The following is a 24,889-nucleotide window of genomic DNA, read 5'->3' on the forward strand; positions in this document are numbered from 1 at the left end:
GAATCCGCGCACACGCCCTCCGGCCGGCCGGCGCACCCACCGCGGATGCCCTGCCGGGACCCGCGCGTCAGTCGTCCGGGTCGGCCCGCTCCAGAGCAGGTCGCGGCCCCGGGCGGGACTCGGTCAGGAGGTGGTCCGCCGCCGCGGTGTCCGTGACCAGGCTGGTCACGAGCCCCGACCGCAGCACCGCCCCGATCGCCTCCGCCTTGCGCTGGCCGCCCGCGATCGCCACGACCTCCGGGATCCGGCGCAGCCGGTCGGCCTCGACCGTGATGCAGCGCTCGCCGAGGTCACGGCCGACCCGGCGGCCGTCCGCGTCGAACAGATGCGCCGACATCTCCGCGGCGACGCCGAGCGAGGCGTAGTGGGCCCGCTCCTCGTCGGTGAGCATGTCGTGGACCGTCGAGATGCCCGGCTCCCAGGAGCCGATGGAGACACAGGCGACCGTCACCTTGTCGAAGTACTCGAAGGCGCGGGCGATGCCCGTCTGGTTGCGCAGCGCCGCCGCCGTCGCCGGGTCCGGCAGCAGCATCGGCGCGTAGATCGGGTGCGCCTCGCCGCCCGAGACCTGGGCGGCCCGCCGTACCGCCTCCACCGAGCCGCGCTCCGCGGTCCCGGCGTCGTACACCCCCGTGAGCTGGACGACCGTGCACGGCGGCAGCCGGTCGAGCGCCGCGGCCATGTGGATCGTCGAGCGGCCCCACGCGAGCCCGAGCACATCGCCCTCGTTCACGAGCTCACCGAGCAGATCCGCGGCGACCTCGCCCAGGTTCTCGGGGTCGGGGGACTCGTCCTCGCCCTCGGTCGGGGATTCGACGACGACCGCGTGCCGCAGGCCGTAGCGGGCGCGGAGCGCGTCGGAGCGCTCCGCGTCCAGCTCCGCGGGCACGCGGATCTCGATCCGTACGAGGTCGCGTTCGAGCGCTGTCTCCAGGACCCGGGCCACCTTGAAGCGGCTGACGCCGAACTCCTCCGCGATCTGGATCTTGGATTTGCCCTCGAGATAGAAGCGACGGGCCATGGCCGCCGCCTGCACCAGCTCCGCGGGTCCCATCCGCAGGGCCGACCGTCCCGCCGACATAGCAGACACCGCGATCTCCTCACTGCTGTTCACACTCCGGAACCGTCATCCTGTCAGATCCGGGGGTTATTGATCAGCCCAGTCGGGCCCCGTTCACGTAAGCGTGGCTCAGTGGTTGCATGCCCAGGGCGCCGAGGCGATCGTCCGGTCCGCCTGCTCGCGCAAGGAGCGGACCGCCTCGGCGGGGTCCTCGGCCCCGTACACCGCGGATCCCGCGACGAACACATCGGCGCCCGCCTCGGCACACTGCTCGATCGTGGACTCCGCGACTCCGCCGTCGACCTGGAGCCACAGCTCCAGACCGTGCTTGGTGATCAGCTCCCGCGTGCGGCGGATCTTCGGGAGCATGATGTCCAGGAACGCCTGACCGCCGAAGCCCGGCTCGACGGTCATGATCAGCAGCATGTCGAGCTCGGGGAGCAGGTCCTCGTACGGCTCGATGGGGGTGGCGGGCTTGAGCGCCATCGAGGCGCGCGCGCCCTTGGCCCGGATCTCGCGCGCGAGGCGCACGGGCGCCGAGGCCGCCTCCACGTGGAAGGTGACGGAACCGGCGCCCGCCTCCACGTACTGCGGAGCCCAGCGGTCCGGGTTCTCGATCATCAGATGGCAGTCCAGCGGGGTGTCCGTGGCGCGGCTGAGTGATTCGACGACCGGAACGCCCAGCGTCAGATTGGGCACGAAGTGGTTGTCCATGACATCGACGTGGAGCCAGTCGGCGCCTTCGACGGCCTTCGCCTCCTCGGCGAGACGGGCGAAGTCGGCGGACAGGATGCTGGGGTTGATCTGGGCCATGTGCCAAGACTGCCATGTTCCCGGGCGCTTCCCCGCCCCGGTACGGACCGAAGACGGCTGTCCTCTGCATCCATGCCTCCCGGTACCGCCGCACACCGCGCGATCCGGACATCGATCCGGACGTTCGGTCCCGGTTCGGTCGCGGACATCGATCCCGGACGTCGGTCGCGGACATCCGGACGACGCGGGCCCGGTGCGGCAGGCCCGCCGTGCCGGGCGTCGGCTCCCTGCGGTCTGCCCCTGCCTCCTCCTGCTGCTGCGACGCCGGTCAGGCAGTGCGCCGCAGCAGCGCCAGATACATCGCGTCCGTACCGTGCAGATGCGGCCACAGCTGTACGTCCGGCCCGTCGCCCAGCGCCGGTACGCCCGGCATCAGCGGGCGGGCGTCGATCCACTCGGCCTCGGCCGGCGCACCGCCGCGGCCCTTGAGGACGTCCTCCACGACCGCCCGGGTCTCGGCGAGATGCGGTGAGCACGTGGCGTATCCGACGACGCCGCCGACCCTGACCGCCCTGAGTGCCTCGCGCAGCAGTTCGCGCTGGAGCGGGGCGAAGCCGTCCAGGTCCTCGGGACGGCGGCGCCAGCGGGCCTCGGGGCGCCGGCGCAGCGCGCCGAGGCCGGAGCAGGGGACGTCGACGAGCACGCGGTCGAAGGAGCCGGGCTGCCACGGCGGGCGGGTGCCGTCTGCGGCGATGACCTGGTACGGACCCGGGTTCCCGGCCAGCGCCCGCTCCACCAGCCGGGCGCGGTGCGGCTGCTTCTCGGAGGCCAGCAGCGCTGCGCCGCGCCGGGCGGCCAGCGCACCCAGCAATGCCGCCTTGCCGCCCGGCCCCGCGCAGCCGTCGAGCCAGCGCGCGTCGGATCCCTCCAGCGGTGCGTCGGCCAGCGCGATCGCGACGAGCTGGCTGCCCTCGTCCTGGACGCCCGCACGTCCCTCGCGCACGGGCTCGAGCGCGCCGGGCTCACCGCCCTCGGCCAGACGCACGGCGTACGGGGACCAACGCCCCGGCAGCCCGGCCTCCTCGCCGAGCAGATCGAGCAGCTCGTCCGTCGTGGCCCGTCCGGGCCGGGCGACCAGCGTCACCTCGGGCCGCTCGTTGTCGGCCTCCAGCAGGTCCTCGATACCGGCTCGGCCGCCGCCCAGCGCGTCCCACAGCGCCGAGACGACCCACCGGGGATGCGAGTGGACAACGGCCAGATGTTCTTCCGCGTCGTCCTCGTACGGCGGAGCGACCCGCTCCAGCCAGCCGTCGAGGTCTTCCTGCGAGATCTTCCGCAGTACCGCGTTCACGAACTTCGCCCGGCCGTCCCCGAGCACCACGCGCGCCAGCTCCACGCTCGCCGAGACCGCCGCATGCGTCGGGATCCGCGTCCCCAGGAGTTGGTGGGCGCCGAGCGACAGCACGTCCAGCACCGGCGGGTCGACCTCGCGCAGCGGCCGGTCGATGCACGCGGCGATGATCGCGTCGTACGTGCCCTGGCGGCGCAGCGTCCCGTACACCAGCTCCGTCGCGAGCGCCGCGTCCCGGCTGTCGAAGTCACCCTGCTCACGGGCCTTCCGCAGCAGCGGGGGCAGGACGAGGTTGGCGTACGCGTCCCGCTCGTCGACGGCCCGCAGCGCGTCGAAGGCGAGGATCCGCACGGGGTCCTTCTTCGGGCGGCGGTACGGCTTGTGGGGACGGCGACGGCTCTGCTCGCTCAAAAGGTGCTCCGCGTTTCGAAAGGGTCGAACCCGTTCAGCCTACGTCGGCCGCCCGTGCCGGCGGCAACGCAGGCCCCCGTCCGTCTCCCACCGCCGCGCGGCCCCGTCGCCGCCGTCGTACAACGGCGCCCCGACAGGGGCCAGGGCCGGTCGGGTGGCTCAGACTGGATCAGCGAGCGGCGGTATGCGGCTTCGGATCCAAGGCGGAGGATGGGGGTCCCCCCGCCGAAGGCAGGGGGAGAGTCATGGCGGAGCCATGCCGACTGACGACAACGCAGGAGACGGAGTCGCAGGGCGTCGCGAGCCCAGCAAGATCCACCCGACAGCGCCTACGCGCCGAGCCGCTCCCCCGGGGCGATCCGCACCCCGCGCGCCCAGTCCGCGGCGCGCATCGGCTTCTTGCCCTGCGGCTGCACCCAGTGCAGCTCGACGGCGTGCGAGCCGGTGCCCGCGTACACGTTGTTCTTGCCCGCCGCGAGCTCACCGGGCGTCAGGTCCGTACGGTCCGGAACCAGCGAGACGTTGACCAGCTTCAGCCGCTCGCCCCGGAAGAGGGTCCAGGCGCCGGGCGCGGGCGTGCAGCCGCGCACCATGCGGTCGACGCGGAGCGCGGGCGCCTGCCAGTCCAGATGAGCGTCCTCGACGGTGATCTTCGGGGCGTGCGTGATGCCCTCGGCGGGCTGCGGTACGGCCTTCAGCGTGCCGTCCTCGATTCCGTCCATCGTCGCCACGAGCAGCCCGGCGCCCGCGAAGGCGAGCCGGGTGAGCAGGTCACCGCTGGTGTCGGTGGACCGTACGTGCTCGGTGATCACCCCGTAGACCGGTCCGGAGTCCAGGCCCTCCTCGATCTGGAAGGTGGAGGCGCCCGTCATCTCGTCGCCCGCGAGGATCGCGTGCTGGACGGGCGCGGCGCCCCGCCATGCGGGCAGCAGCGAGAAGTGCAGATTCACCCAGCCGTTCGCGGGGATGTCCAGAGCGCTCTTGGGCAGCAGGGCGCCGTACGCGACGACCGGGCAGCAGTCGGGTGCGATCTCGCGCAGCCGCGAAAGGAAGTCCTCGTCCCGTGGCTTGACGGGCCTGAGCACCTCGATCCCGGCCTCCTCCGCGCGCTGGGCGACCGGGCTGGCCACCAGCCGGCGGCCGCGGCCCGCGGGCGCGTCCGGCCGGGTGACGACGGCCGCGACCTCGTGCCGGTCCGAGGCGATCAGGGCGTCCAGGGCGGGTACGGCGACCTCGGGGGTGCCTGCGAAGACAAGTTTCACGGTGTTTACCTCGCTCTGTGGTGCCGGGGGCCGGGATTGACGCGCGACGCACCAGTCTATTTGCCGCCGCCGACAGGGGGCGCACGGACGGTTACACGCCCCGCGCATATGCCCCTGCGCCCGTGCACCGTGACCACAACGCCAGGTGGCGCGTTGGTCAAGAGAGATTGACCGAAACGGGCCGCCCCGGTGCGGCCCGACCCTTTTCAACGCCGGTTCGAGAGGCTTGTTCAATGGCCGACCACGCAACCCACGACGCCCAAGCCCGGGCGAGTCTGCATCTGTTGGTGCGGGACATCGAGCGGGTCCGCCGGCAGGTGGACGCTCTGCGCACGCTCACGGCCCAGTTGGGCAACGTCTACCGTCCACGTCGATCCGGCCCTTCCACGGGCTTCGTCGTCTACGGCAGGGCTCCGGCCCCGACCGTCCGCCTCGCGCAGGAACTGCGCGACAGTGTCGAGACGTTGGTGACCGCGGCGGTGGACTTCGACCGTTCGCTGGGCTTCTCGTGGGACGCGGTGGGCTCGGCACTGGGCGTCACGAAGCAGGCCGTGCACCGCCGTTACGGGTCACGGCGGGCGGCGCCGCAGCCCGTCGCCGCCCCGCCGGAGACCGAGCCGGGCACGACCCGCACGATGCCGGTCGCCCCCGCGGTGCCCGCCGCCCGCTCGATGCCGCCGCAGCCCACGGCGAGCGCCCACTCCCTCCGCGAGGAGGTCCGCCCGAGCGCCTTCCCCGGCCCGCGCAACGGCTGATCCCTCCGCCCCGGCCGCCCCGCCGTGCCCGCGGTACGCCGGGGCGGCTCCGTGTGCGGCCCCGTGCGCTGCCCTGCGGGCCCCTCCGACGGCAGTCGGCCCGGACCGCGACCGGCCCCGTATCCGCCGGACCGCAACCCGCCCCGCATCCGGGCGCCTCGGTACGCCGGGCGCCCCGAAGACGCCCTCACCGCGGAGGCGGCCCAACGTCGGCCGATGTCCGGAGGATCGCCCCGGAGAACGTCAGCCGATGTCCGGAGGATCGACCCGGATGCGGACCGGGTCGCCGCCGCCCCGGGCGAGCCGGGACACCTGCGCGGACTTCAGCGCGGCCGCCAGCGCCGCACCGCTCCCCGGGGGCACCCGCAGGAGCGCCCGCTCCCACGCCTCCCCCGGCCGGGGTCCCCCATGCGAAGCGGGGGGAGGGTCTCCCGGCCGACGCGGGCGGCCAGGACCGGCTGTAGGCGCCGATACCGGTACCGGTCCCAGCACCTCCGCATCGCGCGGCAGCTCCGCCGCCGCCAGGAACGCGGCCACCGCCTCCGGCCGCCCCGTCACCGCCGCCATCCGCGACACCGGCGGAAAGCCCAGCTCGGCGCGCTCGGCCAGCTCTCGCTGTGCGTGGCCGACCGGGTCCCAGCGCACCAACGCCTGCACCGGCCGGAGCGTGGGCTCGGCGACGACCACGACCGTGCCGCCGTCCGCCTGGCCGCGTACCAGCGAGGCGGCGTCCATCCAGCGCCGGAGCGCCTCCTCGCCCGCCCTGAGGTCGGGCCGCCCGAGCATGGCCCAGCCGTCCAGGAGCAGCGCCGCCGCGTACCCGCCCTCGGCGACCGGTTCCGCGCCGGGGGTGCTGACCACGAGCGCGGGCCGGCCGGACACGGTGTCCAGGACGTGGTCCCGCCCGGACGTCCGCACCGGCACGGCCGGGAACGCACGCCCCAGTTCCTCCGCGGTACGCCGTGCGCCCACCACCTGGGCGCGCAGCCGGACGCTGCCGCACTCCGCGCAGTGCCACCCCTTGGCGTCCTGCCCGCACCACCCGCACCGCAGTTCCCGCTCCCCCGGCGCCTCCAGCGGCCCGGCGCAGTGCCGGCAGCGCGCGGGCGTACGGCACCGCTCGCAGGCAAGCCTCGGCACGTACCCCCGCCGGGGCACCTGGACCAGCACCGGACCGGAGCGCAGACCGTCCCGGACGGTCTGCCAGGCCAGCGACGGGAGCCGGGCGGCCCGCGCCGCCTCGTCCCGGGCGAGCTCGCCGTCGCCGACCGTGCGGACCAGCGGCGCGGCACGGCGCACCTGGTCCCGGTCCGCGGCCAGCGGCTGCGCCCAGCCGGTCCCGACGAGCTGCGCGGCCTCCACGGTGCAGCTCGTGCTGCCCAGCAGGAACGCGCATCGGTCGTGTGCGGCGCGCAGCAGCAGCACTTCGCGCGCGTGCGGCAGCGGGGCGTGCGGCTCGCTGTGGCTGGCGTCGCCGTCGTCCCATATCGCCACCAGCCCGAGGTCCCGTACGGGAGCGAACATCGCGGCCCGGGTGCCGACCACCGCACGTACGGAACCACGCCGCACGGCCAGCCACTGCCGGTACCGCTTCTCGGGCCCGGCCTCGGCGGTCAGCACCGCGTGCCGTCCTTCGCCGAGGAGCGCGGTGAAGGCGGCGTCGACCCGGGCGACGGCCCGCCCGTCGGGCACGACGACGAGCGCGCCGCGCCCGGACGCCAGGGTCGCCGCCACGGCACGGGCCAGTTCCTCCGCCCAGTGCGGTCCGGGGAGAGCGGTCCACACGGCCCGTGGCGCACCCCCGCCCGCCAGCGCCTCCAGAAACGCGGGCCCCCGCCCGTACCGGCCCCAGCTCCCCGCTTCCGGCGCGGCGGGCGGCGGCAGCGGCTCCGGCGACGGCTTCGACTCGGCCCGCGCGCTCCTGGGCGGCACCGCCAGCTGCAGGACGTCGGCCAGACTGCCCGCGTACCGGTCGGCGACGGCGCGGGCCAGGGCCAGCAGCTCGGGGCTGAGCACCGGCTCGGGCGAGACGACGTCGGCGAGCGCGGCCAACGGCCCGGAGTAGTCCGACTCGGCCCGCCGCTCGACGACGAACCCGTCGATCAGCCGCCCGCCCTCACGCCGTCCGTCCCGCACCTGATGCGCCCCGGCCCCGAACCGCACCCGCACCCGCACGCCGGGCTGTGCGTCGGCGTCGAGCTCCTCGGGCACCGCGTAGTCGAAGTACTGATCGAGATGGAGCACGCCTTTGTTGACGACAACCCGTGCCACGGGCAGCTCCGCGGCAAGCGCGGCGCCCCGCCAGGTCCGGGGCTTCGCCCGGGGCACCTTCGCCTTCCGCACGGACTCCCGGATGAGCGCAAGCTGCTCCGGCGGACCGTCGCCGGGCCGATCGGAACGTTCGTTGTCGCTGCTCACAGCCACATTCCTACCAGAGGCCACTGACAGCGGCGGTCGACAGGAAGTTCCCGAGATCCAGTCGACGGCGGTCAGCGATTTCCGGATTCACCGCACGCCGAGGGGCGTACTCCACCGAAGTAACCGACGTCCTCGCACCGGGAGATCAGCAGCGTACGGCTCCGCCCGCCCGGCCCGCCGGGATTTTCTCCGGGCGGACGGGACCACACGCCCATGGGAGGGCTGGACGCACAACGGCCCCGGACCGATGCGGTCCGGGGCCGTCGAGCAGTACAGGCCGGATGGAGCGGCGCAGGCTCAGAGACCCGCCGCCGCACGCAGCGCGTCCACGCGGTCCGTGCGCTCCCAGGTGAAGTCGGGGAGCTCGCGGCCGAAGTGGCCGTAGGCCGCGGTCTGGGCGTAGATCGGGCGGAGCAGGTCGAGGTCGCGGATGATCGCGGCCGGGCGGAGGTCGAAGACCTCGGTGATCGCGTTCTCGATCTTCTCGGTGTCGACCGCGGCGGTGCCGAAGGTCTCCACGAAGAGGCCCACCGGCTCGGCCTTGCCGATCGCGTACGCGACCTGGACCTCGCAACGGGAGGCGAGGCCGGCGGCCACCACGTTCTTGGCGACCCAGCGCATCGCGTAGGCGGCGGAGCGGTCGACCTTGGACGGGTCCTTGCCGGAGAAGGCGCCGCCACCGTGGCGGGCCATGCCGCCGTAGGTGTCGATGATGATCTTGCGGCCGGTCAGCCCCGCGTCGCCCATCGGACCGCCGATCTCGAAGCGGCCGGTCGGGTTGACCAGCAGCCGGTAGCCATCGGTGTCCAGCTTGATGCCGTCCTCGACGAGCTGCTTCAGGACGTGCTCCACGACGAACTCACGGATGTCGGGCGCGAGCAGCGAGTCGAGGTCGATGTCGGAGGCGTGCTGCGAGGAGACCACGACGGTGTCGAGGCGGACGGCCTTGTCGCCGTCGTACTCGATGGTGACCTGGGTCTTTCCGTCCGGGCGCAGGTACGGGATGGTCCCGTTCTTGCGGACCTCGGACAGGCGGCGGGAGAGCCGGTGCGCCAGGTAGATCGGCAGCGGCATCAGCTCGGGGGTCTCGTCGCACGCGTACCCGAACATCAGGCCCTGGTCGCCCGCGCCCTGCTTGTCGAGCTCGTCGTCGTCGCCCTCCACACGGCTCTCGTACGCCGTGTCGACGCCCTGGGCGATGTCGGGGGACTGGGAGCCGATGGACACCGAGACGCCGCAGGAGGCGCCGTCGAAGCCCTTCTTCGAGGAGTCGTAGCCGATCTCGAGGATCTTGTTGCGCACCAGCGTGGGGATGTCGGCCCACGCCTTCGTCGTCACCTCGCCGGCCACGTGCACAAGACCGGTGGTGATCAAGGTCTCCACGGCGACACGGGAGGTGGGGTCCTCCCGCAGCAGTGCGTCGAGAATGGTGTCGCTGATCTGGTCAGCGATCTTGTCGGGGTGACCCTCGGTCACGGACTCCGAGGTGAACAGGCGACGGGACACAACGCTCCCTGGGGTTGCAGCGGCTGCTGGCTGATCATTGGCGGACCGGCCGGGGGGCTGCGCCCCGCGTCGTTCCGAGAGACAGTTTATCGGTCGCTTTCGGCCGTTGGACCACGCGTCTCGCTACGTGGGAGTCACACCGCCGCAGAAACCGCCTGAGACAGTACGGCGATCAGGCCCTCGCCCGCGGCCGAATGGGCAGTTTTCGGCGCATCCGGCGGCACCGCCGAGGCGAATGAGACATTGCTCCCGGTTTCACCCGCGTGGCCGCCGTCCGCCCCGCGCGCCCCAGTAGCGTTGGCATGTCACGCCAGGCGCGGTGCCACCAGATCCCACACCGTGTCCGCGAGCGCCTCCTTCGGCCCGTACGGCACCGGCGTCTCGCCGCCGTCCGCCGCCAGGACCACGGCTTCGTTCTCTTCGGAGCCGAACGTCTTGCGCTCCCCCACCTCGTTCACGACGAGCAGGTCACAGCCCTTGCGACGGAGCTTGTCGCGGCCGTTGGCGAGGACGTCGTCGGTCTCCGCGGCGAAGCCGACGATCACCTGTCCCGGGCGCGCCCGGTCGGCGGAAATCTCCGCGAGAATGTCTGGATTACGCACCAGCACGATGGGCGCGGGGCCCTCCCCGTCCTTCTTCTTGATCTTGCCTTCGGCGTAGACGGCGGGCCGGAAGTCCGCGACGGCGGCGGCCATCACCACGGCGTCGGCATCGGCGGCCGCCTTCAGCACCGCCTCGCGCAGCTGGACGGCGGTCCCCGCGTGCACGACGTCGACGCCCGCCGGGTCGGCCATGCCCGTGTTGGCCTCGATGAGGGTGACCCGGGCCCCGCGGGCGGCGGCGGTGCGGGCCAGGGCGTACCCCTGCTTGCCGGAGGAACGGTTGCCCAGGTAGCGGACGGGATCGAGCGGCTCGCGGGTGCCCCCCGCGCTGACCACGACATGGCGGCCGGCCAGGTCCGGGACGGCGACGCCGCGCGCCAGCACCCGGCGGCAGACCTCGAAGATCTCACCGGGTTCGGGGAGCCGGCCCTTGCCGGTGTCGACGCCGGTGAGCCGGCCGACGGCGGGCTCGATGACGACGGCGCCGCGGCCGCGCAGCGTCGCCACGTTCTCCTGCGTGGCCGGGTGCTCCCACATCTCGGTGTGCATCGCGGGCGCGAAGACCACGGGACAGCGGGCGGTGAGCAGAGTGTTCGTGAGGAGGTCGTCGGCGAGACCGTGGGCGGCCTTCGCGAGCATGTCGGCGGTGGCCGGGGCGACCACGACGAGGTCCGCCCCCTGGCCGATGCGGACGTGCGGCACTTCGTGGACGTCCGACCAGACCTCCGTCGAGACCGGGTGCCCCGAGAGCGCCGACCACGTCGCCGCCCCGACGAACTGGAGCGCGGACTCGGTGGGAACGACCCGAACGTCATGCCCGGACTCGGTCAGCCGGCGCAGCAGCTCGCACGCCTTGTAGGCGGCGATCCCGCCGCTGACTCCCAGAACGACCTTCGGCTTGTCCACTGCGTCTCCCCGCCCCCCACTGATGACGATACGTATCGCCTCTATGACACACCACAGGCCCGGCGGATGCGCCGCCGGGCCTGTGGTACTGCACTTTCCGGGGGCCGGCCCCGGACCCCGGCCGCGGAAAAGCCGGGCCGGTGCCGAGAAGCCGGGCCGGTTACTGAGCCGGGCCCTCGATGGCCTCGGAGGTCAGCAGACCCGCGTTGATCTCGCGCAGGGCGATCGAGAGCGGCTTCTCGTGGACGTGGGTGTCCACCAGCGGACCGACGTACTCCAGCAGGCCCTCACCGAGCTGCGAGTAGTACGCGTTGATCTGACGCGCGCGCTTGGCCGCGTAGATCACGAGGCTGTACTTCGAGTCAGTGGCCTCGAGGAGCTCGTCGATCGGCGGGTTGATGATGCCCTCGGGCGCGGTGATGGAAGAGGACACGCTCTAGCCTTCCGAAGAAACTTCTGGGAAATCAAACAAAGATCAAACAACTGCCATCAAGGCTAGCAGCTCACGGGCCACGTCCTCGACGGAGGTATTGACCAGGGTGGTGTCGAACTCCGACTCCGCGGCCAGTTCGATCTTCGCGGCTTCGAGTCGGCGCTCGATCACATCGGGGGCCTCGGTGCCGCGGCCGGTGAGCCGGCGGACCAGCTCGTCCCAGCTCGGCGGGGCGAGGAAGACCAGCTGCGAGTCCGGCATGGACTCCTTGACCTGCCGGGCACCCTGGAGATCGATCTCCAGCAGGACGGGCTCGCCCGCCTCCAGACGGTCGAGGACCGCCCGGCGGGGTGTGCCGTAGCGATTGCCCGCGAATTCTGCCCATTCCAGCAGCTCGCCGTTGGCGACTAGCTTGTCGAATTCCTCGTCGGTGACGAAGAAATACTGGACGCCGTGACGCTCGCCGGGGCGCGGCTTTCGTGTGGTGGCCGACACCGAGAGCCAGACCTCGGGGTGGACCTTGCGCATATGGGCGACGACCGTGCTCTTGCCCACCCCGGAGGGGCCGGAGAGCACGGTCAGCCGCGGACGTACCTCTGCTGCCATGCAGCGATTATCCAGGTTCTCGGGAGTGCCCGAGAACGTCAGGCGGCGCCGCCGCCGAACTCGCGCTCAAGAGAGGCGATCTGGTTGGAGCCGAGACCCCGCACGCGACGGCTCTCGGAGATGCCGAGCCGCTCCATGATCTGCTTGGCGCGGACCTTGCCCACGCCGGGGAGGGACTCGAGCAGGGCGGAGACCTTCATCTTGCCGATGACGTCGTTCTCCTGGCCCTGCTTGATGACCTCGTGGAGCGAGGCGCCGGAGTGCTTGAGTCGATTCTTGACCTCGGCCCGCTCCCGGCGAGCCGCGGCGGCCTTTTCGAGCGCGGCTGCGCGCTGTTCAGGGGTAAGGGGCGGAAGAGCCACGCCTACGTCACCTCGGATGTCGAACTGTCGGATACGGACCGGTGAGGAACCTAATCGCCCCACACCAGGCGAGCAACGAGCAACGCAATGACCGCTGCAACGCTGACTCTCGACGGAGACTAGCGGCCTGGACCGCTCCAGTCAGCGAGAACAGCGGAAAAGTCCTGGTCAGCATCGCTCGACCAGGATATTCCAGACATAACAACCAGGTTTCTGTCAAGAAACCGCCGGTGAGCGCCTCCGGTGATGCGCTCTCCCGCCCTGGTCACGTGCTCCGGCCACGCGCCGCCGGTCAGGCGTCCGCGATCGCCGCGCGCACCATTTCGGCGAAACGGGTCGCCGACTCGCGGAGCGCCGCCACGTCCGGACCGTGCCGCAGCACGCCACGGCTCACGCTCGGGACCACGTTCCTCACGGCCGCGCCGAAGACGCCCGGCAGGTCGGCCGGGGTCGCGCCCTGGGCTCCGATGCCGGGGGCGAGGAGGGGGCCGTTGATGTCCAGGTCGACGCCCGCGTCACCGAGCGTGGCCCCGACGACCGCGCCGACCGAGCCGAGCGGCGAGGCGCCCGCGTTCTCGTCGGCCATGTGGTTCAGCATGAGCTGGGCCAGCGAGACGCCGCCGGCCGCGGTCGAGCGCTGCACCTCGGCGCCCTCGGGGTTGGAGGTGAGGGCGAGGACGAAGACGCCACAGCCGTTCAGGACGGCCAGGTCCAGCGCCGGACGGAGCGAGCCGAAGCCGAGGTACGGCGAGACCGTCACCGCGTCCGAGAACAGCGGCGAGTCCTTGCGCAGATACGTCTCGGCGTACGCGCCCATGGTCGAGCCGATGTCCCCGCGCTTGGCGTCCATCAGCACCAGCGCGCCGGCGTCGCGGGCCTCCTCGACGGCCTTCTCCAGGACCGCGACGCCGCGCGAGCCGAAGCGCTCGAAGAACGCCGACTGCGGCTTGAGTACGGCCACCCGGTCGGCGAGCGCCTCGACGACCGTCCTCGTGAAGCGCTCCAGGCCTGCGATGTCGTCGTTCAGGCCCCACGCCGTCAGCAGCGAGGCGTGCGGGTCGATGCCCACGCAGAGGGGCCCGCGGGTGTCCATGGCGTGACGCAGGCGGGTGCCGAAGGGTTCCGGAGCGCTCATCGGGTGGCTGCCTTTCGGGTTTCGGCGCCGACGGCCTCGGCGAGGGTGGCGTACGGACTGGCGGCCAGGCGCGCGGCCAGGCCCTTGTGGATGCCGCGGGCGTAGGACGGCCCCTCGTAGATGAAGGCGCTGTAGCCCTGGACGAGGGTGGCTCCGGCGAGGATGCGCTGCCAGGCGTCCTCGGCGTTCTCGACGCCGCCGACACCGACGAGGGTGATGCGGTCGCCGACCCGGGCGTACAGGCGGCGCAGGACCTGCAGGGAGCGCTCCTTGACGGGGGCCCCGGACAGTCCGCCGGCCTCCCGGACCAGACCGGAATGGGATTTCAGGCCGAGGCCGTCGCGGGCGATGGTGGTGTTGGTGGCGATGATGCCGTCCAGGCCCAGTTCGACCGCCAGATCGGCCACGGCGTCGACGTCCTCGTCGGCCAGATCGGGTGCGATCTTGACGAGCAGCGGCACGCGGCGGCTGGTGACGGTGCGGTCGGCGGCTTCGCGTACGGCGCTGAGCAGCGGGCGCAGCGCCTCCGTGGCCTGAAGGTTCCGCAGGCCCGGGGTGTTCGGCGAGGAGACGTTGACGACGAGGTAGTCGGCGTGCCGAGCCAGCCGCTCGGTCGACGTCACGTAGTCGCCGACGGCCTCCTCCTCCGGTACGACCTTGGTCTTGCCGATGTTGACGCCGACGACCGTCCTGAGGATCTCCCGGCGGGCGGCGAGCCGGGCGGCGACCGCGGCGGAGCCCTCGTTGTTGAAACCCATGCGATTGATCAGCGCACGGTCCGGCACGAGGCGGAAGAGCCGCTTCTTGGGATTGCCGGGCTGGGCCTGCGCCGTGACCGTGCCGATCTCGACATGGTCGAAGCCGAGCATCGCCATGCCGTCGATGGCGACGGCGTTCTTGTCGAAGCCCGCCGCGAGGCCGAAGGGGCCGTGCATGCGCAGTCCGAGCGCCTCGGTGCGCAGCTCCTTGTAGCGGGGGGCCAGGGCCGCGGCGATGAACGTGCGCAGCACCGGGATGCGGACCGCGAGCCGGATCCAGCGGAAGGCCAGATGGTGGGCCTCCTCCGGATCCATCCGCTTGAAGACCAGGTTGAAGAAGAATTTGTACATCTCAGCGGTGTCCTCATGAGGAGGGGGACACCGTTTCCGGTGTCCCCCTCTCGGTTGCTAGTCGCGGGCCGCGGTCAGGTGTTCCGCGTGTTCCTGGAGCGAACGGACGCCCACACCACCGTGGTTGAGCGCGTCGATGCCCTGGACTGCGGCTGCCAGTGCCTGGACGGTCGTCAGGCACGGTACGGAACGGGCGACCGCCGCCGTACGGATGTCGTATCCGTCGAGCCGGCCACCGGTGCCGTACGGGGTGTTGACGATGAGGTCGACCTGGCCGTCGTGGATGAGCTGGACGATGGTCCTCTCGCCGTTCGGGCCCTCGCCCTCGGACTGCTTGCGTACGACGGTGGCGTTGATGCCGTTGCGCTTGAGCACCTCGGCCGTGCCGGACGTCGCGAGCAGCTCGAAGCCGTGCGCGACCAGCTCCCGCGCCGGGAAGATCATCGAGCGCTTGTCGCGGTTGGCGACGGAGATGAAGGCACGGCCCTTCGTCGGGAGCGGACCGTAGGCGCCGGCCTGCGACTTGGCGTACGCCGTGCCGAAGACCGAGTCGATGCCCATGACCTCGCCCGTGGAGCGCATCTCGGGGCCGAGGACGGTGTCGACGCCGCGGCCGTGGATGTCGCGGAACCGGCTCCACGGCATCACGGCCTCCTTGACGGAGATCGGGGCGTCCATCGGGAGCGTGCCGCCGTCGCCGTTCGCCGGGAGCAGACCCTCTGCGCGCAGCTCGGCGATGGTGGCGCCGAGCGAGATGCGGGCGGCGGCCTTCGCCAGCGGTACGGCCGTCGCCTTCGACGTGAAGGGGACGGTCCGGGAGGCGCGCGGGTTGGCCTCCAGGACGTACAGGATGTCGCCGGCCATCGCGAACTGGATGTTGATCAGACCGCGCACGCCGACGCCCTTGGCGATCGCCTCCGTGGAGGCGCGCAGCCGCTTGATGTCGAAGCCGCCGAGGGTGATCGGGGGCAGGGCGCAGGCGGAGTCACCGGAGTGGATACCGGCTTCCTCGATGTGCTCCATGACGCCGCCCAGGTAGAGCTCGGTGCCGTCGTAGAGCGCGTCGACGTCGATCTCGATCGCGTCGTCGAGGAAGCGGTCGACCAGGACCGGCCGGTCGGGGCTGATCTCGGTGGACTCGGCGATGTACGACTGGAGGCGGGTCTCGTCGTACACGATCTCCATGCCGCGGCCGCCGAGCACGTACGACGGGCGGACCAGCACCGGGTAGCCGATCTCGTCGGCGATGGCCTTGGCCCCGGCGAAGGTGGTGGCGGTGCCGTGCTTGGGCGCGGGGAGCCCGGCCTCGGCGAGGACGCGGCCGAAGGCGCCGCGGTCCTCGGCTGCGTGGATCGCCTCCGGGGAGGTGCCGACGACCGGGACGCCGTTGTCCTTGAGTGCCTGCGACAGGCCGAGCGGGGTCTGGCCGCCGAGCTGCACGACGACACCGGCGACCGGGCCGGCGAGGGTCTCGGCGTGGACGATCTCCAGCACGTCCTCGAGCGTGAGCGGCTCGAAGTACAGGCGGTCGGAGGTGTCGTAGTCCGTCGAGACAGTCTCGGGGTTGCAGTTGACCATCACGGTCTCGTAGCCCGCGTCGCTGAGCGCGAAGGAGGCGTGGACGCAGGAGTAGTCGAACTCGATGCCCTGGCCGATCCGGTTCGGGCCCGAACCCAGGATGATGACCGCGGGCTTCTCGCGCGGCGCGACCTCGCTCTCCTCGTCGTAGGACGAGTAGAAGTACGGGGTGTTCGCGGCGAATTCGGCGGCGCAGGTGTCGACCGTCTTGTAGACCGGGCGGACGCCGAGGGCGTGCCGGACCTCACGGACGACGTCCTCGCGCAGGCCCCGGATCGCGGCGATCTGGGCGTCGGAGAAGCCGTGCCGCTTGGCGGCGGCGAGCAGCTCGGGGTCGAGCTTCTCGGCGGCGGCGAGCTCGTCCGCGATCTCCTTGATGAGGAAGAGCTGGTCCACGAACCACGGGTCGATCTTCGTGGCGTCGAAGACCTCCTCCTGGGTGGCGCCGGCGCGGATGGCCTGCATGACGGTGTTGATACGGCCGTCGGTCGGGCGGACCGATGCGCGCAGCAGCTCGTCCTTGTCACCGACCGGGCCGGTGAAGTCGAACTGCGAGCCCTTCTTCTCCAGGGAGCGCAGGGCCTTCTGCAGCGCCTCGGTGAAGTTGCGGCCGATGGCCATGGCCTCGCCCACCGACTTCATGGTGGTGGTGAGCGTGGCGTCGGCGGACGGGAACTTCTCGAAGGCGAAGCGCGGGGCCTTCACGACCACGTAGTCGAGCGTCGGCTCGAAGGAAGCCGGCGTCTTCTCGGTGATGTCGTTGGGGATCTCGTCCAGCGTGTAGCCGACGGCGAGCTTCGCGGCGATCTTGGCGATCGGGAAGCCGGTGGCCTTCGACGCCAGCGCGGAGGACCGGGACACCCGCGGGTTCATCTCGATGACGATGATGCGGCCGTCCTCGGGATCGACCGCGAACTGGATGTTGCAGCCGCCGGTGTCGACGCCGACCTCGCGGATGATCGCGATGCCGATGTCGCGCAGCCGCTGGTACTCGCGGTCGGTCAGCGTCATCGCCGGGGCGACGGTGATCGAGTCACCGGTGTGCACGCCCATCGGGTCGAAGTTCTCGATGGAACAGACGACCACGACGTTGTCGTGCTTGTCGCGCATCAGCTCCAGCTCGTACTCCTTCCAGCCGAGGATGGACTCCTCCAGGAGCACCTCGGTGGTGGGAGACAGGGTCAGGCCCTGGCCGGCGATACGGCGCAGCTCGTCCTCGTCGTGGGCGAAGCCGGAGCCGGCGCCGCCCATGGTGAAGGAGGGGCGGACGACGACGGGGTAGCCGCCCAGCGTCTCGACGCCCTTGAGGACGTCGTCCATGGAGTGGCAGATGACCGAGCGGGCGGACTCGCCGTGGCCGATCTTGCGGTTGACGGCCTCGACGACCTCCTTGAACAGGTCGCGGTCCTCGCCCTTGTTGATGGCCTCCACATTGGCGCCGATGAGCTCGACGCCGTACTTCTCCAGCACACCCTGCTCGTGCATGGAGATCGCGGTGTTGAGCGCGGTCTGGCCGCCGAGGGTGGGCAGGAGGGCGTCGGGGCGCTCCTTGGCGATGATCTTCTCGACGAACTCGGGGGTGATCGGCTCGACGTACGTGGCGTCGGCGATCTCCGGGTCGGTCATGATCGTCGCCGGGTTGGAGTTCACCAGGATGACGCGCAGGCCCTCGGACTTGAGGACCCGGCAGGCCTGGGTTCCGGAGTAGTCGAACTCGGCGGCCTGGCCGATGACGATCGGGCCGGAGCCGATGACCAGGACGGACTGGATATCGGTGCGCTTAGGCACGCTGGCCCTCCATCAGGGATACGAAGCGGTCGAACAGGTACGCGGCGTCGTGCGGGCCCGCGGCAGCTTCGGGGTGGTACTGGACGCTGAAGGCCGGCTGGTCGAGCAGCTGGAGGCCCTCCACCACGTTGTCGTTGAGGCAGACGTGGGAGACCTCGGCGCGGCCGTAGGGGGTCTCGGAGACCTTGTCGAGCGGGGCGTCGACGGCGAAACCGTGGTTGTGCGCGGTGACCTCGACCTTGCCGGTCGTACGGTCCTGCACGGGCTGGTTGATGCCCCGGTGGCCGTACTTGAGCTTGTACGTGCCGAAGCCGAGCGCCCGGCCGAGGATCTGGTTGCCGAAGCAGATGCCGAAGAGCGGCGTCTTGCGCTCCAGGACGGCCTGCATGACGGCGACGGGGTGGTCGGCGGTGGCCGGGTCGCCCGGACCGTTGGAGAAGAACACCCCGTCCGGGTCGACCGCGAAGACGTCCTCGGCGGTCGCGGTGGCGGGCAGGACGTGCACCTCGATGCCGCGCTCGGCCATCCGGTGCGGGGTCATGCCCTTGATGCCGAGGTCGACCGCGGCGACGGTGAACTTCTTCTCACCGATGGCCGGGACGACGTACGTCTCCTTGGTGGCGACCTCGGCGGACAGGTTCGCGCCCTTCATCTCGGGCGACTGGCGCACCTCGGCGAGCATCGTGCCCTCGTCGGGCAGCGCGTTGCCGGAGAAGATGCCGACGCGCATGGCGCCGCGCTCGCGCAGATGACGGGTCAGGGCGCGGGTGTCGATGCCGCTGATGCCGACGACGCCCTGGTGGGCCAGTTCCTCGTCCAGGGAGCGCTTGGCGCGCCAGTTGGAGGGAATGCGGGCGGGGTCTCGGACGACGTATCCGGACACCCAGATGCGCTGCGACTCGGGGTCCTCGTCGTTGACGCCGGTGTTGCCGACGTGCGGGGCGGTCATCACGACGACCTGGCGGTGGTACGACGGGTCGGTGAGGGTCTCCTGGTAGCCGGTCATGCCGGTGGAGAACACGGCCTCGCCGAAGGTCACCCCCACGGCCCCGTAGGCGCGGCCGCGGAAGGTGCGGCCGTCCTCCAGGACGAGTACGGCGGGAAGCCCCCTCTTGACTGGGGTTCCCTGGCTGGAGGTCGTCATCGTGCGGCGCCTTCCGTCGTGTTGAAGTGGTTCTTCGAGTGGACTGCGTTGACGGCTTCGACCCAGGCGGTGTGCTCGGCCGCGTGGTCGGAGCGGAAACCGGAGTCGATCTGCTGGTCGCCGTGCGCCCAGGTGACGATCAGCAGTCCGCCCTCGGCGAGGACCTTTCCGGCGATTCCCTTGTCGAGGCGGGCCTCGCGCAGGGCCGCCGCCGGGATGAAGAAGTCGGTGGCCCCGGGGCGTACGACGTCGATTCCGGCGTCGGTGAGCGTCAGTTCGACGCGGCTGCGGGTGCCGAGGCCGCGGGCGACGATCCGGTCGAGCCACTGCCCGGCGGTCGTCGAACCGTGGTAGCGGCCGGTCAGCCTCAGCCTGGGCTCGCCTGCGGACTCCGGCGCGGCCGGCAGCTCGGGCAGCCCCGACTGGAGCTCACCGCGCCACTTCCAGCCCTGGCGCATCAGCCAGTAGACGAGGGCGATGAAGAGCAGCAGCCCGGCGACCCAGCCGAGGCGGGCGGCCCAGTCGGTCACCTCCGCCGACTTCCGCTCGACCTCTTCGGCTGCCAGATTGATCAGTGGTGTCACGCCAGCTTCCCGTCCATCAGCGTCGCCCGGCCCCGCAGGAAGGTGTGGGTGACGCGCCCCGGCAGCTCGCGGCCCTCGTAGGGGGTGTTGCGGCTGCGGGAGGCGAAGCCCGCGGGGTCCACAGTTCCACGGTATGCCGGATCGAGCAGGGTGAGGTTGGCGGGCTCACCTGCCGAGACGGCGCGGCCGTGGCCCTCGGCCTGTCCGATCCTGGCGGGCGCGAAGGACATGCGGTCGGCGACGCCTTCCCAGGTCAGCAGCCCGGTCTCGACCATCGTCTGCTGGACGACGGACAGCGCGGTCTCGAGGCCGACCATGCCCATGGCGGCCGCGGCCCACTCGCAGTCCTTGTCCTCGTGCGGGTGCGGGGCGTGGTCGGTGGCGACGATGTCGATCGTGCCGTCGGCGAGCGCCTCGCGCAGGGCCATGACGTCGCGCTCGGTGCGCAGCGGCGGGTTGACCTTGTAGACGGGGTTGTACGTGCGGACCAGCTCGTCGGTGAGGAGGAGGTGGTGCGGGGTGACCTCTGCGGTGACGTCGATGCCGCGGGCCTTGGCCCAGCGGACGATCTCGACCGAGCCGGCGGTCGACAGGTGGCAGATGTGGACGCGGGAGCCGACGTGCTCGGCGAGGAGCACGTCGCGGGCGATGATCGACTCCTCGGCGACGGCGGGCCAGCCGCCGAGACCCAGCTCGGCGGAGACGATTCCCTCGTTCATCTGGGCGCCCTCGGTGAGCCGCGGCTCCTGCGCGTGCTGCGCGACGACGCCGCCGAAGGCCTTCACGTACTCCAGCGCCCGGCGCATGATCACGGCGTCGTCGACGCACTTGCCGTCGTCGGAGAAGACGGTGACCCCGGCGGCGGAGTCGTGCATGGCGCCCAGCTCGGCGAGCTTCTTGCCCTCCAGGCCGACGGTGACGGCGCCGATCGGCTGGACGTCGCAGTAGCCGTGCTCCTTGCCGAGCCGCCAGACCTGCTCGACGACGCCGGCGGTGTCGGCGACCGGGAAGGTGTTGGCCATGGCGAACACGGCCGTGTAGCCGCCGCTCGCGGCCGCGCGGGTACCCGTGAGGACGGTCTCGGAGTCCTCGCGGCCGGGCTCACGCAGGTGCGTGTGCAGGTCGACCAGGCCGGGCAGCAGGACCTTGCCCTCGGCCTCCACGACGGTGGCGTCGCCCGCCTCCAGGACCGTACCGACCTGATCGATGGTCTCGCCGTCGATCAGTACGTCCTGCGCCTCGCCGCCCAGCACCTTCGCGCCACGGATAAGGATCTTGCTCATGGGTTACTTCTCCTCGGCATCAGAGGTGCGCGCGGCGCTTCCCTCAAGGGTGGTGGGCGACGGGCGGGAGGTGGTGACGGCGGGCTCGTTGCCGCCCAGAAGCAGATAGAGCACGGCCATCCGGGTCGACACCCCGTTGGCGACCTGCTCGACGGCCGTGCAGCGGTCGGAGTCGGCCACCTCGGCGGTGATCTCCATGCCGCGGTTCATCGGGCCGGGGTGCATCACGATGGCGTGCTCCGGCATCCGGGCCATCCGGTCGCCGTCCAGGCCGTAGCGGCGCGAGTACTCGCGCTCGGTCGGGAAGAAGGCGGCGTTCATCCGCTCGCGCTGCACACGCAGCATCATCACGGCGTCGGACTTCGGCAGCACGTCGTCGAGGTCGTACGAGACGTCGCACGGCCAGGTGTCGACGCCGACCGGCACCAGGGTGGGCGGGGCCACGAGGGTGACGTGCGCGCCGAGCGTGGTGAGCAGGTGGACGTTGGAGCGGGCGACGCGGCTGTGCAGGACGTCACCGACGATCGTGATGCGGCGGCCTTCCAGGTCGCGCCCTATGCCGGCATCCCGGCCGACCAGGCGGCGGCGCATGGTGAAGGCGTCCAGCAGCGCCTGGGTGGGGTGCTCATGGGTGCCGTCGCCGGCGTTGACGACGGCACCGTCGATCCAGCCGGAGTTCGCGAGCCGGTACGGGGCGCCGGAGGCGTGGTGGCGGATGACGACGGCGTCGGCGCCCATCGCCTCCAGGGTGAGCGCGGTGTCCTTCAGGGACTCGCCCTTGGAGACCGACGAGCCCTTGGCCGAGAAGTTGATGACGTCGGCGGACAGGCGCTTGGCGGCGGCCTCGAAGGAGATCCGGGTCCGGGTCGAGTCCTCGAAGAAGAGGTTGACGACGGTACGGCCGCGCAGGGTGGGCAGCTTCTTGATCGGCCGGTCGGCGACCCGGGCCATCTCCTCGGCGGTGTCGAGGATGAGGACGGCGTCGTCGCGGGTGAGGTCGGCGGCCGAGATGAGGTGACGCTTCATCTGGGTGTGCTCCGGAGTGTGGAGGTGTGCGGGCATGCGGGCGCGCAGGCGAGCCCGTAGGGCGGGTGGGGCCGTACGGGGGTGCTACTGCTCGCCGGCCGGGGCGGTCTCCCTCCCCCGGCCCTCGGCCGGGGGAGCCCCCATCTCGCGTCGCTCGCCGAGCAGCACGCTGTCGCGGCCGTCCTCCTCGGCGAGCTGGACCTTGACCGTCTCCCGCAGCGACGTCGGGAGGTTCTTGCCTACGTAGTCGGCACGGATGGGCAGTTCGCGGTGGCCTCGGTCGACGAGGACTGCGAGCTGGACGGCGCGCGGGCGCCCGATGTCGTTCATCGCGTCGAGGGCGGCGCGGATGGTACGGCCGGAGAAGAGCACGTCGTCGACGAGTACGACCAGACGGCCGTCGATGCCGTCGGCCGGGATGTCCGTGCGGGCGAGCGCACGGGCGGGCCGGAGCCGCAGGTCGTCGCGGTACATGGTGATGTCGAGCGAGCCGACCGGGATCGTGCGGCCGGTGATTTCCTCGAGCTTGTCGCCGAGCCGGCGGGCAAGACAGACACCGCGCGTCGGGATGCCGAGGAGAACCACGTCGTCGGCGCCCTTGGCGCGCTCGACGATTTCGTGGGCGATGCGGGTCAGTACCCGCGCGATGTCCGGGCCCTCGAGAACAGGGCGCGCGACATCAGGGCTGTTCGTGTCCATACGAAACGGACCTCCTTCTCCGCCTCACGGGACGGACCTTAAAGGACGTCGGATTTGCGCCGTCCACGGTACCAGGGTCCGGCGCGACCGCAGGTCACCCCCCTCGGAAGTGTCGTACGGACCATTCGGCTTGACGCAGCCAAGTAACGCTGCGTAACCTCACAGTGAGTGACCAGCCGCGCGGCGGAGCCGCACGTTGATACAGCGTCCGGGGAGCTATATGTCCAGCGAATACGCAAAACAGCTCGGGGCCAAGCTCCGCGCCATCCGTACCCAGCAGGGGCTCTCGCTCCACGGGGTGGAGGAGAAGTCCCAGGGCCGCTGGAAGGCCGTCGTCGTCGGTTCCTATGAGCGTGGGGACCGTGCCGTGACCGTGCAGCGTCTCGCCGAGCTGGCGGACTTCTACGGTGTGCCGGTGCAGGAGCTCCTCCCGGGCACCACTCCCGGCGGGGCCGCGGAGCCGCCGCCGAAGCTCGTTCTGGACCTGGAGCGCCTCGCCCACGTCCCCGCGGAGAAGGCCGGCCCGCTGCAGCGTTACGCGGCGACGATCCAGAGCCAGCGCGGTGACTACAACGGCAAGGTGCTCTCGATCCGCCAGGACGACCTGCGCACGCTCGCCGTCATCTACGACCAGTCTCCCTCGGTGCTCACCGAGCAGCTGATCAGCTGGGGCGTTCTGGACGCGGACGCGCGCCGCGCGGTCGCCCACGAAGAGGGCTGACGCCGCACTAGCAGAAACGTGCCGCCGGGCCGGGGGGAGCAGTACTTCCCCCGGCCCGGCGGCCTTTCAGCACGTCCGGCGAGTGACGACGGCACCTGGGCCCACCGGAGGTGCGGGGGCGTGACGTCCCTGCCGCAGACGCGGCGGCGCGACGTCGCTGCCGCAGACGCGGGGGCGCGACGTCCCCACCTGAGGTGTGGGCGGCGCTGGACCCCCACCGTGGCCGAGATGGCCGAGGCCACCGAGGCCAGTGCGGCCTGTCATGCCGGCGCGGCACGGGGTGCAGTGGAGGTGCGGGCGGCTGGCCCGTACACGCCCCCACCGCTCGGCGCACGCAGAGACGCCGAAGGCCCGCAGCGCATTCGCTGCGGGCCTTCGTGGCTCGGCCACCGGGCTCAGGCGTCCCGGCGCAGGCTCGGCTTGAGGTCCTTGAAACGGCCCAGCAGGCCGTTCACGAAGGACGGCGAGTCGTCCGTGGAGAACTCCTTGGCGAGCTGCACCGCCTCGTCGATCACCACCGCGTCCGGGGTCTCGTCCACCCACACGAGCTCGTACGCGCCGAGCCTCAGGATGTTGCGGTCGACGACCGGCATCCGGTCGAGCGTCCAGCCGACCGCGTAGGTGGCGATGAGTTCGTCGATACGGTCCGCGTGCTCCGCGTACCCCTCGACCAGCTCCATGGTGTACTCACCGACCGGCGGCTGACGGTCGTCGGACCGCGAGTGCCGGATCCAGTCCGCGAGGACTTCCCGCACGGAGGTACCGCGCTGGTCGGCCTCGAAGAGGATCTGGAAGGCACGCTTGCGGGCCTTGTTGCGGGCAGCCACGGTTAGCTGTTCACCCGGCCGAGGTAGTCGCCGGAACGGGTGTCGACCTTGATCTTCTCACCGGTGGTGATGAAGAGCGGGACCTGGATGGTGTAGCCGGTCTCCAGGGTGGCGGGCTTGGTGCCACCGGTGGAGCGGTCGCCCTGCACGCCCGGCTCGGTCTCCTTGATGACCAGCTCGACGGCGGCCGGGAGCTCGACGTAGAGCACCTCGCCCTCGTGCGTGGCGACGGTCGCGGTGAAGCCCTCGATGAGGAAGTTCGCGGCGTCACCGACGGCGGGGCGGGAGACGTGCAGCTGGTCGTAGGTCTGCATGTCCATGAAGACGAAGTAGTCGCCGTCCATGTACGAGAACTGCATGTCGCGGCGGTCGACGGTGGCCGTCTCGACCTTGACGCCGGCGTTGAACGTCTTGTCGACGATCTTGCCGGACAGCACGTTCTTGAGCTTGGTGCGCACGAAGGCCGGGCCCTTGCCGGGCTTGACGTGCTGGAACTCGACGACGGACCAGAGCTGGTCGTTGTCGAGCTTGAGCACCATGCCGTTCTTGAGGTCGTTCGTGGTGGCCACG

General features: G+C 71.4%; 22 protein-coding genes. 2 read left to right on the top strand and 20 right to left on the bottom strand.

Annotated features, from left to right (window positions below):
- Positions 1-67 precede the first annotated feature (67 nt).
- The 4 genes from AC0699_RS00425 to fmt all read right to left on the bottom strand — a co-directional run bounded on the left by AC0699_RS00425 (position 68) and on the right by fmt (position 4,837).
- Entirely contained in the window at positions 68-1,114 is a 1,047-nt protein-coding gene (locus tag AC0699_RS00425) for a sugar-binding transcriptional regulator (protein WP_469767948.1), read from the bottom strand.
- A 75-nt stretch (positions 1,115-1,189) separates the two neighbouring features.
- Positions 1,190-1,873, bottom strand: a complete 684-nt coding sequence (gene rpe, locus AC0699_RS00430; RefSeq protein WP_478653849.1) for a ribulose-phosphate 3-epimerase — start codon at positions 1,871-1,873, stop codon at positions 1,190-1,192.
- A 268-nt stretch (positions 1,874-2,141) separates the two neighbouring features.
- Complete coding sequence (locus tag AC0699_RS00435) at positions 2,142-3,575, bottom strand: RsmB/NOP family class I SAM-dependent RNA methyltransferase (RefSeq protein ID WP_478653852.1); 1,434 nt, start codon at positions 3,573-3,575, stop codon at positions 2,142-2,144.
- Positions 3,576-3,904: 329 nt separating this feature from the next.
- On the bottom strand, positions 3,905-4,837 hold the full coding sequence (gene fmt, locus AC0699_RS00440) for a methionyl-tRNA formyltransferase (RefSeq protein WP_478653855.1): 933 nt from the start codon (positions 4,835-4,837) through the stop codon (positions 3,905-3,907).
- A 233-nt stretch (positions 4,838-5,070) separates the two neighbouring features.
- Here fmt and AC0699_RS00445 point away from each other — a divergent pair, with 233 nt between their 5' ends.
- The gene (locus AC0699_RS00445; protein ID WP_478653858.1) at positions 5,071-5,592 is read left to right on the top strand and encodes a hypothetical protein; all 522 of its coding nucleotides are present in this window, start codon (positions 5,071-5,073) and stop codon (positions 5,590-5,592) included.
- 243 nt (positions 5,593-5,835) lie between these two features.
- Here AC0699_RS00445 and AC0699_RS00450 read toward each other — a convergent pair whose 3' ends face one another.
- The 14 genes from AC0699_RS00450 to pyrR all read right to left on the bottom strand — a co-directional run bounded on the left by AC0699_RS00450 (position 5,836) and on the right by pyrR (position 22,771).
- Positions 5,836-8,010: a primosomal protein N' gene (locus tag AC0699_RS00450; RefSeq protein ID WP_478653861.1), complete on the bottom strand. Its 2,175-nt coding sequence runs from the start codon at positions 8,008-8,010 to the stop codon at positions 5,836-5,838.
- A gap of 297 nt (positions 8,011-8,307) precedes the next feature.
- Positions 8,308-9,516, bottom strand: a complete 1,209-nt coding sequence (gene metK / locus AC0699_RS00455) for a methionine adenosyltransferase (RefSeq protein ID WP_478653863.1) — start codon at positions 9,514-9,516, stop codon at positions 8,308-8,310.
- A 305-nt stretch (positions 9,517-9,821) separates the two neighbouring features.
- Entirely contained in the window at positions 9,822-11,024 is a 1,203-nt protein-coding gene (gene coaBC / locus AC0699_RS00460; RefSeq protein ID WP_478653865.1) for a bifunctional phosphopantothenoylcysteine decarboxylase/phosphopantothenate--cysteine ligase CoaBC, read from the bottom strand.
- Between the two features lie 160 nt (positions 11,025-11,184).
- The gene (gene rpoZ / locus AC0699_RS00465; protein WP_005319902.1) at positions 11,185-11,457 is read right to left on the bottom strand and encodes a DNA-directed RNA polymerase subunit omega; all 273 of its coding nucleotides are present in this window, start codon (positions 11,455-11,457) and stop codon (positions 11,185-11,187) included.
- A 42-nt stretch (positions 11,458-11,499) separates the two neighbouring features.
- Positions 11,500-12,063 carry a guanylate kinase gene (gene gmk / locus AC0699_RS00470; RefSeq protein WP_453664909.1) on the bottom strand — a complete coding sequence of 188 codons (564 nt, stop codon included), beginning with the start codon at positions 12,061-12,063 and terminating at the stop codon, positions 11,500-11,502.
- A gap of 38 nt (positions 12,064-12,101) precedes the next feature.
- On the bottom strand, positions 12,102-12,425 hold the full coding sequence (locus AC0699_RS00475; RefSeq protein ID WP_005319887.1) for an integration host factor: 324 nt from the start codon (positions 12,423-12,425) through the stop codon (positions 12,102-12,104).
- A gap of 292 nt (positions 12,426-12,717) precedes the next feature.
- Positions 12,718-13,560, bottom strand: a complete 843-nt coding sequence (pyrF, locus tag AC0699_RS00480; RefSeq protein ID WP_478653868.1) for an orotidine-5'-phosphate decarboxylase — start codon at positions 13,558-13,560, stop codon at positions 12,718-12,720.
- Positions 13,557-14,669 (bottom strand): quinone-dependent dihydroorotate dehydrogenase, encoded by a 1,113-nt coding sequence (locus tag AC0699_RS00485; RefSeq protein WP_478653870.1) that lies wholly within the window; start codon positions 14,667-14,669, stop codon positions 13,557-13,559. Before AC0699_RS00485 ends, pyrF begins: the two co-directional genes overlap by 4 nt.
- A 57-nt stretch (positions 14,670-14,726) precedes the next feature.
- Positions 14,727-18,035, bottom strand: a complete 3,309-nt coding sequence (gene carB, locus AC0699_RS00490) for a carbamoyl-phosphate synthase large subunit (protein WP_478653872.1) — start codon at positions 18,033-18,035, stop codon at positions 14,727-14,729.
- Positions 18,028-19,179, bottom strand: a complete 1,152-nt coding sequence (carA, locus tag AC0699_RS00495) for a glutamine-hydrolyzing carbamoyl-phosphate synthase small subunit (protein WP_478653875.1) — start codon at positions 19,177-19,179, stop codon at positions 18,028-18,030. Before carA ends, carB begins: the two co-directional genes overlap by 8 nt.
- On the bottom strand, positions 19,176-19,763 hold the full coding sequence (locus tag AC0699_RS00500) for a PH-like domain-containing protein (RefSeq protein WP_478653878.1): 588 nt from the start codon (positions 19,761-19,763) through the stop codon (positions 19,176-19,178). Before AC0699_RS00500 ends, carA begins: the two co-directional genes overlap by 4 nt.
- Positions 19,760-21,046: a dihydroorotase gene (locus AC0699_RS00505; RefSeq protein WP_478653881.1), complete on the bottom strand. Its 1,287-nt coding sequence runs from the start codon at positions 21,044-21,046 to the stop codon at positions 19,760-19,762. Before AC0699_RS00505 ends, AC0699_RS00500 begins: the two co-directional genes overlap by 4 nt.
- A 3-nt stretch (positions 21,047-21,049) precedes the next feature.
- Positions 21,050-22,072 carry an aspartate carbamoyltransferase catalytic subunit gene (locus AC0699_RS00510; RefSeq protein ID WP_478653884.1) on the bottom strand — a complete coding sequence of 341 codons (1,023 nt, stop codon included), beginning with the start codon at positions 22,070-22,072 and terminating at the stop codon, positions 21,050-21,052.
- A gap of 84 nt (positions 22,073-22,156) precedes the next feature.
- Complete coding sequence (gene pyrR, locus AC0699_RS00515) at positions 22,157-22,771, bottom strand: bifunctional pyr operon transcriptional regulator/uracil phosphoribosyltransferase PyrR (protein ID WP_478653887.1); 615 nt, start codon at positions 22,769-22,771, stop codon at positions 22,157-22,159.
- 220 nt (positions 22,772-22,991) lie between these two features.
- Here pyrR and bldD point away from each other — a divergent pair, with 220 nt between their 5' ends.
- The gene (bldD, locus tag AC0699_RS00520; RefSeq protein WP_017945577.1) at positions 22,992-23,492 is read left to right on the top strand and encodes a transcriptional regulator BldD; all 501 of its coding nucleotides are present in this window, start codon (positions 22,992-22,994) and stop codon (positions 23,490-23,492) included.
- 395 nt (positions 23,493-23,887) lie between these two features.
- On the opposite strand, the gene nusB is transcribed toward bldD, so the two are convergent.
- A complete protein-coding gene (gene nusB / locus AC0699_RS00525) occupies positions 23,888-24,319 on the bottom strand; it encodes a transcription antitermination factor NusB (RefSeq protein ID WP_469767932.1) in 432 nt (143 codons plus the stop codon).
- Between the two features lie 2 nt (positions 24,320-24,321).
- Entirely contained in the window at positions 24,322-24,888 is a 567-nt protein-coding gene (gene efp / locus AC0699_RS00530) for an elongation factor P (RefSeq protein ID WP_453663528.1), read from the bottom strand.
- Between the last annotated feature and the right edge of the window lies 1 nt (position 24,889).

It is taken from the genome of Streptomyces sp. NPDC043870 (assembly GCF_056435785.1).

Bases quoted from the DNA above. Each gene is read 5' to 3' on its own strand.
- rpe (WP_478653849.1), bottom strand. From the start codon at position 1,873: ATGGCCCAGATCAACCCCAGCATCCTGTCCGCCGACTTCGCCCGTCTC.
- AC0699_RS00510 (WP_478653884.1), bottom strand. From the start codon at position 22,072: ATGAAGCGTCACCTCATCTCGGCCGCCGACCTCACCCGCGACGACGCC.
- pyrF (WP_478653868.1), bottom strand. From the start codon at position 13,560: ATGAGCGCTCCGGAACCCTTCGGCACCCGCCTGCGTCACGCCATGGAC.
- AC0699_RS00485 (WP_478653870.1), bottom strand. From the start codon at position 14,669: ATGTACAAATTCTTCTTCAACCTGGTCTTCAAGCGGATGGATCCGGAG.
- AC0699_RS00505 (WP_478653881.1), bottom strand. From the start codon at position 21,046: ATGAGCAAGATCCTTATCCGTGGCGCGAAGGTGCTGGGCGGCGAGGCG.
- AC0699_RS00445 (WP_478653858.1), top strand. From the start codon at position 5,071: ATGGCCGACCACGCAACCCACGACGCCCAAGCCCGGGCGAGTCTGCAT.
- bldD (WP_017945577.1), top strand. From the start codon at position 22,992: ATGTCCAGCGAATACGCAAAACAGCTCGGGGCCAAGCTCCGCGCCATC.
- gmk (WP_453664909.1), bottom strand. From the start codon at position 12,063: ATGGCAGCAGAGGTACGTCCGCGGCTGACCGTGCTCTCCGGCCCCTCC.
- carA (WP_478653875.1), bottom strand. From the start codon at position 19,179: ATGACGACCTCCAGCCAGGGAACCCCAGTCAAGAGGGGGCTTCCCGCC.
- pyrR (WP_478653887.1), bottom strand. From the start codon at position 22,771: ATGGACACGAACAGCCCTGATGTCGCGCGCCCTGTTCTCGAGGGCCCG.